The organism is Streptomyces sp. NPDC058964 (assembly GCF_042741275.1).
GTDB lineage: Bacteria > Actinomycetota > Actinomycetes > Streptomycetales > Streptomycetaceae > Streptomyces.
Window position 1 is genome coordinate 6,142 of the sequence record NZ_JBHYKH010000117.1, and the last position, 14,138, is coordinate 20,279.

Sequence of the window (14,138 nt, forward strand, 5' to 3'; positions counted from 1 at the left end):
CCTGCCTGGGGGGGGGGCCGCTGTTTTTTTTAAACCCTCCCGGGGCGCTCGGGGGCCGCCCGCGGGGGCCCGGGGGGGCGCCGGCGCCCCCCGGGCCCCCCGGCTCAGCCATCAGCCGGCGGGTCAGCCGCCCAGCGTGCCGCCTGCCGCCGGGGGTTGCGCCTGGGCGACCATCGGGTCCGTGCTGAGGTGGATGACGCCGTAGTCGTAGGCGTGCCGCCGGTAGACGACACTCGGCTCCTTGGTCTCGGAGTCGACGAACAGATAGAAGTCGTGCCCGACCAGCTCCATCTCGTAGAGGGCCTGGTCGAGGGTCATCGGAGAGGCGACGTGGGTCTTCTCGCGGACAATGAGCGGGCCTTCGCCCTTGACTTCCAGCGAGCCGATCTTCTTGGTGGGCACTCCGTCCGGCTCTTCCTCGTGGACGGGGTGGCCGTTCCCATTGAGCGTCGCCGCGCCCGGGACGTGGTCAGGGACCTCCGCGGCTGAAATCCGGCGTGCGCCGCGCCGCGAGAAACGCTTGTCGTGCTGCTTGCGCAGCCGGGCATCCAGCTTCTCCGCCGCCAGGTCGAGTGCCGCGTACGGATCGCTGGCCGCTGCCTCCGCCCGGATCACCGGACCGCGGGAGCGGAGCGTGATCTCCACTCGGTCGCACCGGTCGGCCTGTCGGGGGTTGGGCTCCTTGGACACCTCGACGTCGAGGCTGATCACCTTGCCATCGAGCTTCTGGATCTTCTCCAGCTTCAGCTTCTCGGCCACGTGCTTGCGGAACCGCTCGGGCACCTCGGTCTTGCGGCCCTTGACGACGATGTCCACGCAGAACTCCGTTCCCGGATCGCTCCGCTCCAACTGCGGAGCATCTCCCTTTTGCACCAGGTCCCGGTGAGCCCCGGAACCTCGGACTCGGTGACTTCCACCTCCTCCTCCCCCATGGGCAAGATCTCCACCCCATCGCCGCGGGTGATTGCGGAAAACCCGCAGCACGGCATTCGGATATGAGAGGTGTGGCCTGCGCCTTTCCCTCACAACCGAACATATCTCGCCCGGACGGATGTCGTCACCCTCTACTGAGGCGTACCTCCATTCAGGTGAATTGGCCCTCTCACTACCTGCAACGATGCAAGTTCGCAGTCAGTTCCGGTTTATTTCGAAGGAATCAGGAGGGGCCGCGACCACTGCCGCGCAGACCGGCTGCCCGGCAAGGTTCACCCCTGCCATTCCCGGCGTCCCGTACCGGCGGTTCGCCCTCTCTTCCCTTGATCCTCCCGTCTGTTCCTCCCTTCCTTCCCGAGTTGCGCGCACATACACGGCCGTTGTCCAGCCGTCGCGGACCGCCACCCGAACGGCCCGCGCCGCCTCGGTCAGGGAGGCCCCCGTCGTCATCAGATCGTCGACGAGCACGACGGGGCCGCCCAGAAGCAGCCGGGCACCGCCGACTGCCACCTCCAGCGCGCCCGCGAGATTGCGCAGCCGCTGCCGGGAGTTGAGCCCGGACTGGTCGGCCACGGCACGCCGCTGCCGCAGCACCGCGGCCACCCGGGCCGGTGTCCCGCTCCGCCGCAGCTCACCGGCTGCCGCGAGCGCGATCCGCCGCACCGGGTCGTGACCCCGGGCCCGCAGCGCCCGCCGCGCGGAGGGCACCGGGACGAGCAGCACGGGCACGTCACCGCCACCGGCCCGCACCGTGCCGCCCTGGGGCGGCACGACCCCGACACGGTGTGCACCGACGGGAACACCTCGTGCGCCCGGAGGAACACCCGCGACGCCTGACCGGGCCGGTCCGGCCTCGTGGAGCCCCGCACGCACGACTTTCGCCAGAGCCGCGCCCAAGGGGCCCGCGAGCGCCAGCGCGCCCCGTTCCTTGTGGGCGAGGAGAGCCGCCCGCACCCCGTCCGTGTACGGAGCCGCCGCGTGCACCCTCGGCAGCCCGAGCGGCTCCGGCGCCGGTCGCACCCGGCACGGCGCCGCCCCGCTCAGGGCCGCACGGCACTCCGGGCAGAGCACCGTGCGAGGCCTGCCGCAGCCTCCGCACTCGGCCGGAAGCACCAGGTCGGTGAGGTCCTGCCACCACCCGCGCATGACCACCACTGTGCCAAGACCCGAGCCGGCCGACCACCCCTGTGGATAACTCCCTGTGGACAACCGGGCGCGGACCGTAGCGCTCCGTCACCCGCACGAGTGCGAGCGCGGAGCCATATGGCCCTGGCGCGTGCACGCGTCCCGCGCTTCGCGAGCGGCGCGCACACGCCGAGGGGCCGTCCAGTGATGCCGGGCAAGCCGTGCACCGGGGGCCGCTGCCGCGAGACGTCACCCCGGATAGACCGGTGCCGATCCTTCCTTGACCACCGTCTGCCACTGCCCCCCTGAGGGCAGCCGCACGATCCCGTCGTCCGAGTACGCCACGAGCGGGACCCGGTCGTCCTCGGACGCGGCGATGGTCTTGACCCCGGGGAGGGCCGCGGGAGCCAGGCCGTCCGGCGCGGAGCCGTCGACCTGGACGTACCGCATCTGCAGCACACCCCCCTGCTCGCGCCCGACCACGACGAGCCGGCTGTCCCCGGCCCACGACATGGCCGTGACCTCTTCCCAGCCCGGCGTCGTGGAACGCTGGCCGCGCACCGTGACCACCGGCTGCTCACCGGCCTTCTCGTCCCGCTCGATCCTGCCGACGAGCAGGGACTGCTTGTGGTCCTTCTCCACGACGAGCGCTATCCGCACTCCGTCCGCGGCCACCCGCACGTCCTTGATACGCATACGCCCGGACAGTTCCGGGGTTTGCACCTCCACCGGCCGGCCGGCGCCCTGCTCCAGCAGAAGGAGCCGCGGGTTCGCGCGGTCACGGTCGGCCACCCACAGGTCGCCGTGCGAGTCCCAGCTGGGCGTCGTCAGCCGGTCGTCCGTGGTGGCGCCGTGGCTCTGGACGACGGGATCCCCGAGCGAGGCGCCCGACGCGAGCTCCGTCACGTACAGGGACTTGCCGTCGATGCTCACCCCGGCCGCGGTGTGCTCGTCGCGCGAGACCGCCACCGACCGCAGCTCCCTGTCGCCCGTGCCCAGCGCGCCGGGCACGGGCACGGCGCTGGTGCTCGTGGCACCGGCGATCCGTACCATCTGGTGCTTGCCGTCGAGGAAGTAGAGGTACTCGGGGCGCTTCACGGCCTGGTCGTCGTTGAGCTCGCACAGCCGCTTGCCGCTGGGTCCCTGCAGCTCGACCGAGTCCACCGCGGGCGTCAGGTTCTGCATCGTGAACAGCAGCTGGGTCGCCATCTCGGCGCACTTGCCCGACCCGGCCCGGGAGGCCCTGTCGTTCAACGGCACGATCAGCTTGTTCTGGTCGTCCGGCGTCAGCGAACTGACGCCCTTCTGCAGCGCCGAACCGGTCGGAAAGCTCGACCGGACCACGGGTCCGAGCCAATTCGTGGGGCCGTCGAGCAGGGAGCGCACCATCTGCGTCATCGGGTCCACACGCTTGCGCACGAAGACCGGGTCGGCGACGGTCGCCGACTGCCCGGTCGCCACGGCCGGACTGTTCGAAGCGAAGTAGTACTTGTTGACCGACATGTAGTTGCGCTGGAAGTCGGACTTGCCCATCACGACACCCGCCGGCAGCGCGTCGATGCGCCACTGCCGGCTCTTGGGGTCCCGGCTGAGATGCACCTTCCTGCTGTACGGCCCCTCGGCGGGCGAGTACGCCTGCTGCGCGTCGACGGTGGCGACCCTGCTGCCGACCAGGGTGTAGGTGAGGTTGCCGGAGTCCTCCCGGCCGCCCGTCTGATTGTCCTCCGCCGTGCCTGGCCCGTTGGCGAGCACCGTGGTGGACCGCTCCGGATCCCATTTCCGCGCGGCCTCGGCGGACAGATACTTGCGCGCCGTGTCGTAGTTCGGATCATCGCTGGTCAGCGCCTCCAGGAAGCCCTGCACGATCTCACCCGGGCCCGCGTCCTCCCGGGGCGGCATGGCGAAGACCCGCACCTGCGTGTCCTGGCGCGGCGTGGACTCGACATCACGCAGATCGCCGGTGTCGGGCATCGAGGCACACCCCGCCAGCAGTACGACACCGCACGTGGCGTAGGCCACCGCGCGCACCGGACGATGCCGGGCGCCCCCCTCGCGGTCAGCGCCCACGAAATGCCTCCCCTGGCTTGTTCGACTCTCCCGCGCCCGTCGCCGGGTCCGGCCGGCTCCCGCCGGTCTCCTCGCGCGCCGTCTCGGCGGACGCCGCTTCCTCCCGGCGCCGAGCGGCGCCGGCGGGCCTGGGCACCACGCGCGCACCGTTGCCCGGCAGCGCGGTCGGGTCGGCCGTCGGCGTCACGCCGGCCAGCCGCGGTGCGATCGCGGAGCGCGGCGGCAGCGGAGGCTGACCGCCCGACTGCTGCACCGGCACCGTGGCCCGCTTGTCCTCGCTCCCGCTCGGCAGACCGGCGTCGTTGAGACCCCGGTTGCGGCGCGAGTCCTTCGGCTCCAGCGGTATCGGCGAGCCCCGCAACGACTCGTCCGCCGTCCGCGGCAGCGTCAGCCGGAACTGCGACCCGCCGCCCGGCTCGCCCCAGGCCTGCAGCCAGCCGCCGTGCAGCCGCGCGTCCTCCAGTGCGATGGACAGCCCCAGACCGGTACCACCGGTGGTACGCGCGCGTGCCGGGTCCGCCCGCCAGAAGCGGCTGAAGACCCGGGTCGCCTCGCCGGGCTTGAGCCCGACGCCGTAGTCGCGCACCGCGACCGCGACAGCACCGCCCGCGGCGGCCAGCTTGACCACGACGTCCCTGCCCTCACCGTGCTCCACGGCGTTGACGACGAGGTTGCGCAGCACTCGCTCCACGCGGCGGGCGTCCGCCTCGGCCACGACGGGCTGCTGGTCGCCGACGACGCGTATCTGCGTTCCCTTGCGCTCCGCGAGCGGCTCGGCTCCGCTGACAACCCGCCGTACGACCTCCCTGAGGTCTATCGGCTCGGCCTCCAGCGCTGCCGCGCCCGCGTCGAAACGGCTGATCTCGAGCAGATCCGCGAGCAGCGACTCGAACCGGTCCAACTGGTCGGCGAGCAGCTCCGCGGACCGCGCCGTCACCGGGTCGAAGTCCTCGCGTGCCTCGTGGATGACGTCGGCGGCCATCCGTACGGTCGTCAGCGGGGTACGCAGCTCGTGCGACACGTCGGACACGAATCGCCGCTGCATCCGCGACAGGTCCTCCAGCTGCTGGATCTTCAGCTGCAGGTTCTGCGCCATCTTGTTGAACGCCTCGCCCAGGCGCGCGATGTCGTCCTCGCCGGTGACCTTCATCCGCTCCTGCAGACGCCCGGCCGACAGCCGCTCCGCGATGCCGGCGGCCATCCGCACGGGCGTGACGACCTGCCGCACCACGAGCCACGCGATGGCTCCGAGGAGTACAACCACGAAGAGCCCGGCGGTCGCAAGCGTCCCCTTGACCAGGCTCAGGGACTTCTCCTCCTGCGTGAGCGGGAAGAGGTAGTACAGCTCGTACGGGTCACCGTTCGGGTCGTTGACCTGCTTGCCGATGACCAGGGCGGGCTGGGACTCCTTGTCGCTGTCCCGGTAGACGATGCGGGTGTAGCTCTGGGCCGCCACGGCGTGGTCGTTGATCCGCGCGCGCAGGGCTTCCGGCACGCTCGCCGTCGGGTCCACCTGGCCGGAGCCACGCGGGCTGCGCCCGCCGCCGCTCTCGTCGCCCACAGGCAGTGTCGCCACGTCGAAGGCGCCCTGGCCGCCGCTGGAGAGCGACCCCACGAGATTGCTCATCCACTGGATGACGCTCTGCTGCGACTGCCGCCCGTCCCCCGCCGTCGTGTCGTCGGCGGTGCCGCTGGCAGCCTCGTCGGCCTTCTGCTTGGCCACGGCGAAGCCGCCCGCGGCCTGGCTCTGCGACGCCTTCACCTTGGCGTCCAGCAGTCCGTTGCGGACCTGGCCGATGACCACGAAGCCGAGCAGCAGCACGACGCCCAGCGACATCAGCAGGGTCGTGGCGACGACCTTGAGCTGGATGTTGCGCCGCCACAGCCGCATCACCGGCAGCAGCGGTCGGCGCACCCAGCGCATGAACAGGCGAAGGACCGGGCTGCCGTGGATTCCACCCTGCAGCAGCCCGCCCTCGAAGTAGCGTCCCCAGCGCGAGCCCGCCGCCTTCCGGCCGACAGGCCGCCCCGGCCGGGCCCCGGACCGGCCGGGAGCCGAAGCGGCACTGTCCCCGGACACGTCAGCTCGGCCCTGCCTTGTAACCGACGCCACGGACGGTCACCACGATCTCCGGCCGCTCCGGGTCCTTCTCGACCTTGGAGCGCAGCCGCTGCACATGCACGTTGACCAGACGTGTGTCGGCCGCGTGACGGTAACCCCACACCTGCTCCAGGAGCACCTCACGCGTGAACACCTGCCAGGGCTTGCGGGCCAGCGCGACCAGCAGGTCGAACTCCAGCGGCGTCAGCGCGATCGACTGCCCGTCCCGCTTCACGGAGTGACCGGCCACGTCGATGACCAGGTCGCCTATGGCGAGCTGCTCCGGGGCCGGTTCCTCCGACCTCCGCAGCCGCGCCCGGATCCGGGCGACCAGCTCCTTCGGCTTGAACGGCTTCACGATGTAGTCGTCGGCACCCGACTCCAGGCCCACGACGACGTCGACCGTGTCGCTCTTCGCCGTGAGCATCACGATCGGCACGCCCGACTCCGCCCGGATGAGGCGGCACACCTCGATGCCGTCCCGGCCGGGCAGCATCAGGTCGAGCAGCACCAGGTCGGGCTTGGTCTCACGGAATGCGGCGAGCGCCTTGTCGCCGTCGGCTACGAAAGACGGCTCAAAACCTTCACCACGCAGCACGATGCCGAGCATCTCGGCCAGTGCGGTGTCGTCGTCGACGACGAGGACTCGTCCCTTCATAAACGACATCATCCCATTCTTGTAACAGTGACAGGAGTGCTGGTGAGGAGGGTCACTGGCCCGTGACGATAGTCGTATGTGACCGTCACTGTCTGCCCACGGGGCGAGGCGTGGAGGCGCGGAGGGCATATGCCGGGGTTCGGGACCGCACTCCTGGCCCATTTCTCAGTCGTGCGTCGCCCGGCGGGCCCCGGCGCACAGCTCCGCGAGAGCCTGGGCCGTCACGGGAGAGACGGCGCCCTCCTCGGTGACGATCGCCGTCACCAGCTCCGGCGGCGTCACGTCGAACGCCGGGTTGTACGCCTGGGTCCCGAGGGGGGCCACCGCCACCCCGGCGCCCGCTTCCCTCACCGGTACCTGCGCGGCGACCTCGGTCACCTCGTACCCGGGACGCTGCTCGACCTCGATGGACGCCCCGTCCGGCGTTTCCGGATCCACCGTTGTCACCGGCGCCACCACGATGAACGGCACATGGTGGTACCGCGCGAGCACCGCGAGCGGATAGGACCCCACCTTGTTCGCCACCGAACCGTCGGCCGCGATGCGGTCCGCGCCGATCAGCACCGCGTCCACTTCCCCCGCCGCGAACAGCGAGCCGGCCGCGCTGTCGGTGAGCAGGGTGTACGCCATGCCGTGGCGCGCCGCCTCGTACGCCGTCAGGCGAGCACCCTGCAGCAGCGGGCGCGTCTCGTCCACCCACAGGCGCCGCAACCGCCCGGCCCGGTGCGCGGCGAGCGCCACCGCGAACGCCGTGCCCTCACCGCCCGACACCAGCGACCCGGAGTTGCAGTGGGTGAGGATCCGGTGCCCGCCGCCGGGGAGCAGCTCGTCGAGCAGCGCCAGCCCGTGCCCGGCCATCCGTGCGCTGGCCTCGGCGTCCTCCCGGTGCAGCACCCGCGCCGCGGCCAGCGCCGCCGCGGCCGCCTGCCGGGCGTCCCCGCCCTTGGCGAGCGCGGACCGGTGCGCGGCCCGGGCCCTGCGCACACCGACGGAGAGGTTCACCGCGGTGGGCCGGGCAGCCTCGAGCGAGGCGGCGGCCTCGTCCACGTCGAAGCCCCGCGCGGCGGCGAGGGCGACGCCGTACGCACCCGCGATGCCGAGCAGCGGTGCCCCGCGCACCGCGAGCGAGCGGATCGCCCCGACCAGCGCCGACGCGTCCGTGCACACCAGCTCGACCTCCTCGGCCGGCAGCCTCGTCTGGTCGAGGAGGACCAGCACGGGCCCTTCGGGCGGCTCCTCCCAGCGGATCACCGGTATCCCTGTCGGCCTGTTGTCCTCGCCGGTTTGCGCGTAGTGATCAGCCATGCCGTTCAGTCTGCCCCGTATCCGGAGGACAATTGAAGGTGTACAGCCCACACCGCGGCCGCTCACATGGCAACCGCCCCATGGCACGATGGCTGCCAACCTGCCGCCGCGACCGCGGACGGGCACCGTGAAGGAGCTTCGATGAAAGACACTCCGGGCTGGGCCTCGCCCGGATCCGCCGCGTCCGACGGGCAGGAACCCGGCGCGAACCGCCCTGCCGAACCCGCCGACCGGCCCGGCCCCGCACAGCCTGCCGAACAATCGGGGACGGGCTCGCAGGACACCGACTCGAAGTGGTCCAAGGAACAGCCGCCACCTGGCGATTGGTCCGCGCCAACCGGCGCCCCGGCCCCCGGCCCGACACCGCCGCCACCACCGCCCGGCCCGGGCTGGGGCGGCCAGCACCCCGGCGGGTACGGCGGCCCCGGCGGGTACGGCGGCCCCGGCGGTCCCGGATATCCGGGACCCGGCGCATACGGAGCCTGGGGCGGCCGCTGGGGGGGACCGCCGCCCGCGGCCAAGCCCGGTGTGATCCCGCTGCGTCCGCTCGGCGTCGGCGAGATCCTCGACGGCGCCGTCTCCACCATGCGCACCTACTGGCGCACGGTCCTCGGCATCTCGCTGACCGTCGCCGTGGTGACGGAGGTCCTCGTCACTCTGCTCCAGGGCTTCGTCCTGAAGGACGGCGCGAACACCGAGACGCTCAACGACCCGAACGCCAGTCTGAGCGAAGTCACCCACGCCATGGGCGACGTCATGGTCAGCTCCGGCGTGGTCGCCCTGGTCTCCTTGATCGGCACCATCGTCGCGACAGCACTGCTCACGACCGTCACCAGCCGTGCCGTGCTCGGCAAGCCCGTGACCACCAACGAGGCATGGCGCGACGCCCGCCCTCAGATCCCCAGACTCTTCGGCCTGGTCCTTCTGCTGCCGCTCATCGCCCTCGGCGTGATCCTGTGCGGCGTGCTGCCCGGCCTCCTCGTGGCCGCTTCCGGCGGAGGAGGCGGCGTCGCCGGCATCCTCATCTTCCTGGCCGCCCTCGCCACGCTCTGGCTCATGGTCCGCTTCTCCCTCGCCTCGCCCGCTCTGATGCTGGAGAAGCAGGGCATCCTGAAGTCGATGGGCCGCTCGATGAAACTGGTCCGCGGCTCCTGGTGGCGCGTCTTCGGCATCCAGCTGCTCGCCGTGATCATCGCGTTCATCATCTCGCTGATCATCGCCATCCCCTTCGGCGCGATCGCCGCCGCGGTCAGCGGCAACGGCGTCTCCAACCTCCTCGACGGCAGCAACGGCGACCCCGGCTGGGCGTTCCTCATCATCACCGGGATCGGCTCGGTGATCAGCTCCATGATCACGTTCCCGATCACCGCCGGTGTGACCGTGCTCCTCTACATCGACCAGCGCATCCGCCGCGAGGCCCTCGACCTCGAACTGGCCCGTGCCGCCGGCGTCCAGGGCTACGGCGGCACCCCAGGCACCACACCGGGGAGCTGACGGGGTGAGTCTGGCGGGGGGAGTACTCACAACGGCGCCGGACCTGCCGCGCGCCACCGGCGCGGCCGTACGAGGCCTTACGCGCCTCGGCCGCACGGCCGTGCTGTCACTGGCGCGCTCGGGCGACGAGCCGCCGGTGACCATCCCGCGTGACCCGGCGCGAGAGGCGGCACGGCGCGAGCTGTCCAAGCGGATGTACCACGAGAACGACCCCGGCCTGTTCCAACGGGCCCTGGACGCCTTCTGGAACTGGCTCGACCGAGTGTTCGGCGCCGCCTCCGCGGCAACTCCCGGAGGGGCGATCGGCCTCCTGGTCGTGATCCTGGCCGTCGTCGCGGTCCTGGCCGCCCTCTGGTGGCGCCTGGGCACCCCGCGCCGCCGGCCCACCTCCACCCCCGCCCTGTTCGACGACCGTCCGCGCAGCGCCGCCGAACACCGTGCGGCCGCCGAGGCACACGCCGCCCAGGGCCACTGGAACCAGGCCCTCCAGGAGCGCATGCGGGCCATCGTCCGCGCCCTCGAGGAGCGCGCCCTGCTCGACGTCCGCCCGGGCCGCACCGCCGACGAGGCGGCAGCGGAAGCCGGCCGCACGCTCCCCTCCCACGCCGACCGGCTGGGGGCCGCCGCCCGGGAGTTCGACGACGTGACATACGGCGGACGCAGAGCCGGCGAGCGGTCGTACCAGCGCATCGCCGAGCTCGACCGCGACCTGGAAGGCACCAAGCCGGTCCTCGTGAGCAAGGCCCACAGCACGGCCCACAACAACCGCCAGGGGGCCGCCGAATGACCACCGGGGCCACCACGCTCCCGTCCACCTCGGCCTCGCCCACCGCCCGCCACGTGTGGACCCGCACGCGGGGTGTCGTACTCGCCGTCGTACTGCTGCTGGTGGGGGCCGTAGCGATCGCCGTCGTACGCTCCGACCTCCGGCACGGTGCTCTCGACCCGCGCTCCGTCGATCCCTACGGCAGTCGCGCCGTCGCCGATCTCCTCGCCGAGCGCGGCGTGACCACCCGCGTGGTCGACACCCTGGACCAGGCCCGTGCAGCGGCCGGCCGAGACACCACTCTCCTGGTCGCGGCCCCCGACCTGCTGACCCGCCGTCAACAGACGGCACTGCACTCCGCGACAGCCCACTCCGGAGGACGCACCGTCCTCGTCGCCGCCGGCAGCTCGTCCGTCGAGCGGCTCGCCCCTGGCGTGACCGCCGACCCCGCCACCAGCATCGACTCCACTCTGTCCCCCGACTGCGCCATGCCCGCCGCCCGGCGCGCGGGATCCGCCGACACCGGTGGCATCCGCTACACCACCACCCGTCTCGACGCGGACTCGTGCTACCCCAGCGACCGGCTGGCCACCCTTCTGCGTGTCCCTGCGGCTTCCGGAGGGGGCGACACCGTCGTCCTCGGCGCACCCGACATCCTCTACAACGACCGCCTGGACGAGCAGGGCAACGCCTCGCTCGCACTCCAGCTCCTCGGCTCCCGCCCTCATCTGGTCTGGTACCTCCCCTCGCTCTCCGACTCCTCGGCAGTCGACACGGACGACCACAAGGGCTTCCTCGACCTGCTGCCGCCGGGCTGGCTCTGGGGCACACTCCAGCTCTTCATCGCCGCCGCCCTGGCCGCCCTCTGGCGGGCACGCCGACTCGGCCCGCTCGTGCCCGAAAGACTCCCCGTCGTGATCCGCGCCTCCGAAACCGTCGAAGGCCGCGCCCGCCTCTACCGCAAGGCCAACGCACGCGACCGCGCGGCCGCCGCCCTGCGTTCCACCACCCGCACCCGCCTGGCCCCGCTCCTGGGCGTCCCCGTCACACAGGCGCACGCTCCCGAGGCCCTGCTCCCCGCCCTGTCCGCCCACCTCCACGGCGACGGACAGACCCTGCACTCCCTCCTCTTCGGCCCGCCGCCGGGCGACGACGCGGCCCTCGTCGCACTCACCGACCAACTCGACGCCCTCGAAAGAGAGGTACGCCGTTCATGATGGCCCCGACCGCTGACAACGCCGGGTACGCCGGGGGTCCGGGCAGCGCCCGCGCCTCCCTGGAAGCCCTGCGCGCCGAGATCGCCAAAGCCGTGGTCGGCCAGGACCCCGCCGTGACCGGCCTCGTCGTCGCACTCCTCTGCCGCGGACACGTTCTCCTTGAAGGAGTCCCCGGAGTCGCCAAAACGTTGCTCGTCCGAACCCTCGCATCCGCACTCGAACTCGACACCAAGCGAGTCCAGTTCACCCCCGACCTCATGCCGAGCGACGTCACGGGCTCCCTGGTCTACGACACGCGCACCGCGGAGTTCTCCTTCCAGCCCGGCCCGGTCTTCACCAACCTCCTCCTCGCCGACGAGATCAACCGGACCCCGCCGAAGACCCAGTCGTCCCTCCTGGAAGCCATGGAGGAACGCCAGGTCACGGTCGACGGCACCCCCCGCCCGCTCCCCGAGCCGTTCCTTGTCGCCGCGACGCAGAACCCCGTCGAGTACGAGGGCACGTATCCCCTCCCGGAAGCACAACTGGACCGCTTCCTGCTCAAACTGACGATCCCTCTGCCATCACGTCAGGACGAGATCGACGTCCTCACCCGCCACGCCGAGGGCTTCAACCCGCGTGACCTGCGGTCTGCCGGTGTACGACCTGTCGCGGGCCCCGCCGACCTGGAAGCCGCCCGCACCGCGGTCGCCAAGACCGCGGTCTCCCCCGAGATCACCGCCTACGTCGTGGACATCTGCCGTGCCACCCGCGAATCGCCGTCGCTCACACTCGGCGTGTCACCCCGCGGAGCCACCGCGCTGCTCTCGACGGCCCGCGCCTGGGCCTGGCTGACCGGCCGCGACTATGTGATCCCCGACGACGTGAAGGCCCTGGCCCTGCCCACCCTCCGTCACCGCGTACAGCTGCGCCCCGAGGCCGAGATGGAGGGAGTGACGGCGGACGCCGTCATCAACGCGATCCTCGCCCACGTCCCGGTCCCCCGCTGATGGCGCTCACCGGACGCGCCGCTCTCCTCGCGGCCCTCGGCTCGCTCCCCGTCGGAATCCTGGAACCCGGTTGGGCGGGCATCCTCGCGGTGAACGCCCCACTGGCCGTGGCGTGCGCCTGCGACTTCGCACTCGCGGCACCTGTACGACGCCTCGTCCTGACCCGCTCCGGCGACACCTCCGCGCGCTTGGGCGAGACCGCCGACGTCACGCTCACCGTCACCAATCCGTCCCGCCGCCTCCTGCGTGCCCAGCTGAGGGACGCATGGCCGCCCAGCAGCTGGCAGCCCGGCACGGAGATCACTGCATCCCGCCACCGTCTCACCGTGCCGTCCGGCGAGCGCCGGCGTGTGACGACCCGCCTACGCCCCACACGCCGCGGCGACCGCCAGGCCGACCGCGTGACCATCCGCTCCTACGGCCCCCTCGGCCTCTTCTCCCGCCAGGGTGCCCACAGGGTTCCCTGGACGGTACGGGTTCTGCCCCCGTTCACCAGTCGCAAGCACCTTCCGTCGAAACTCGCCCGATTGCGTGAGCTCGACGGCCGCACCAGCGTCCTCACCCGCGGCGAGGGAACGGAGTTCGACAGTCTGCGCGAATACGTCCCCGGCGACGACACCCGCTCCATCGACTGGCGCGCCACGGCCCGCCAGTCCGCGGTCGCCGTACGCACCTGGCGCCCCGAACGCGACCGCCACATCCTCCTGGTCCTCGACACCGGCCGCACCTCCGCCGGTCGCGTCGGCGACGCCCCGCGCCTGGACGCCTCCATGGACGCGGCCCTCCTCGTCTCCGCGCTCGCGTCCCGGGCCGGCGACCGAGTCGACCTTCTCGCCTACGACCGCCGCGTACGCGCCCTGGTCCAGGGCAGAGCGGCACGGGACGTCCTCCCGGCCCTGGTCGACGCGATGGCGACGCTTGAACCGGAACTCGTCGAGATGGATGCACGAGGCCTAGTCGCCACGGCACTTCGGACGGCCCCGCGACGCTCTCTGATCGTGCTGCTCACGACTCTCGACGCCGCCCCTGTCGAGGAAGGTCTGCTGCCTGTGCTCTCGCAGCTCACTCAACGCCACACCGTTCTGCTGGCGTCAGTGGCGGATCCGCACATCGCCCGCATGGCGACGGCACGGGGAGACGCGGACGCCGTGTACGAGGCCGCGGCAGCCGCACAGGCCCAGGCGGAACGTCATCGCACCGCGGAGCAGCTCCGTCGCCATGGCGTGACGGTCGTCGACGCGACGCCGGACGACCTGGCACCGGCCCTGGCCGACGCATATCTGGCCCTGAAGGCGGCCGGCAGACTCTGATCAGCCCCTGACCGGCTCCTGATCGGTTAAAGCCGTGCTCCAAAAAAGGAGGGGACAAGGAGGGGACTGGGTCAACTGCCCGGAACGCAGAAAACCCCCGCACCGAAAGGTGCGGGGGATGACACAAAAATATTTAGGGGGGGGGCGACACAACCCCCTGGTGGCCCCCGCAG

Annotated in this window: 11 protein-coding genes; 5 read left to right on the forward strand and 6 right to left on the reverse strand. The window is 71.8% G+C overall.

Annotation, left to right across the window (positions count from 1 at the left end; all coding sequences use genetic code 11):
* Window positions 1-123: 123 nt before the first annotated feature.
* The 6 genes from hpf to mtnA all read right to left on the reverse strand — a co-directional run bounded on the left by hpf (window position 124) and on the right by mtnA (window position 8,189).
* Window positions 124-816, reverse strand: coding sequence for a ribosome hibernation-promoting factor, HPF/YfiA family (gene hpf / locus ACFW2E_RS16990; protein ID WP_384467100.1), 693 nt, complete (start codon window positions 814-816; stop codon window positions 124-126).
* A gap of 315 nt (window positions 817-1,131) precedes the next feature.
* Window positions 1,132-2,079 (reverse strand): ComF family protein, encoded by a 948-nt coding sequence (locus tag ACFW2E_RS16995; protein ID WP_384467102.1) that lies wholly within the window; start codon window positions 2,077-2,079, stop codon window positions 1,132-1,134.
* A gap of 228 nt (window positions 2,080-2,307) precedes the next feature.
* Complete coding sequence (locus tag ACFW2E_RS17000) at window positions 2,308-4,125, reverse strand: LpqB family beta-propeller domain-containing protein (protein WP_384467104.1); 1,818 nt, start codon at window positions 4,123-4,125, stop codon at window positions 2,308-2,310.
* Window positions 4,115-6,205, reverse strand: a complete 2,091-nt coding sequence (gene mtrB, locus ACFW2E_RS17005) for an MtrAB system histidine kinase MtrB (RefSeq protein ID WP_384467106.1) — start codon at window positions 6,203-6,205, stop codon at window positions 4,115-4,117. Before mtrB ends, ACFW2E_RS17000 begins: the two co-directional genes overlap by 11 nt.
* A 1-nt stretch (window position 6,206) precedes the next feature.
* Entirely contained in the window at window positions 6,207-6,896 is a 690-nt protein-coding gene (gene mtrA / locus ACFW2E_RS17010) for a two-component system response regulator MtrA (RefSeq protein ID WP_015659998.1), read from the reverse strand.
* Between the two features lie 153 nt (window positions 6,897-7,049).
* Window positions 7,050-8,189 (reverse strand): S-methyl-5-thioribose-1-phosphate isomerase, encoded by a 1,140-nt coding sequence (gene mtnA / locus ACFW2E_RS17015; protein ID WP_384467108.1) that lies wholly within the window; start codon window positions 8,187-8,189, stop codon window positions 7,050-7,052.
* 141 nt (window positions 8,190-8,330) lie between these two features.
* Between mtnA and ACFW2E_RS17020 the strand changes: the two genes are divergently transcribed.
* From ACFW2E_RS17020 to ACFW2E_RS17040, 5 genes are read left to right on the forward strand one after another with little or no spacing between them, the layout of a single operon-like run.
* A complete protein-coding gene (locus ACFW2E_RS17020) occupies window positions 8,331-9,683 on the forward strand; it encodes a hypothetical protein (protein ID WP_384467110.1) in 1,353 nt (450 codons plus the stop codon).
* A gap of 4 nt (window positions 9,684-9,687) precedes the next feature.
* Window positions 9,688-10,470, forward strand: a complete 783-nt coding sequence (locus ACFW2E_RS17025) for a DUF4129 domain-containing protein (RefSeq protein WP_384467112.1) — start codon at window positions 9,688-9,690, stop codon at window positions 10,468-10,470.
* A complete protein-coding gene (locus ACFW2E_RS17030; RefSeq protein ID WP_384467114.1) occupies window positions 10,467-11,666 on the forward strand; it encodes a DUF4350 domain-containing protein in 1,200 nt (399 codons plus the stop codon). Before ACFW2E_RS17025 ends, ACFW2E_RS17030 begins: the two co-directional genes overlap by 4 nt.
* A complete protein-coding gene (locus ACFW2E_RS17035; protein WP_384467116.1) occupies window positions 11,663-12,655 on the forward strand; it encodes an AAA family ATPase in 993 nt (330 codons plus the stop codon). Before ACFW2E_RS17030 ends, ACFW2E_RS17035 begins: the two co-directional genes overlap by 4 nt.
* Window positions 12,655-13,965, forward strand: a complete 1,311-nt coding sequence (locus ACFW2E_RS17040; protein ID WP_384467118.1) for a DUF58 domain-containing protein — start codon at window positions 12,655-12,657, stop codon at window positions 13,963-13,965. Before ACFW2E_RS17035 ends, ACFW2E_RS17040 begins: the two co-directional genes overlap by 1 nt.
* The last annotated feature ends 173 nt before the right edge of the window (window positions 13,966-14,138 follow it).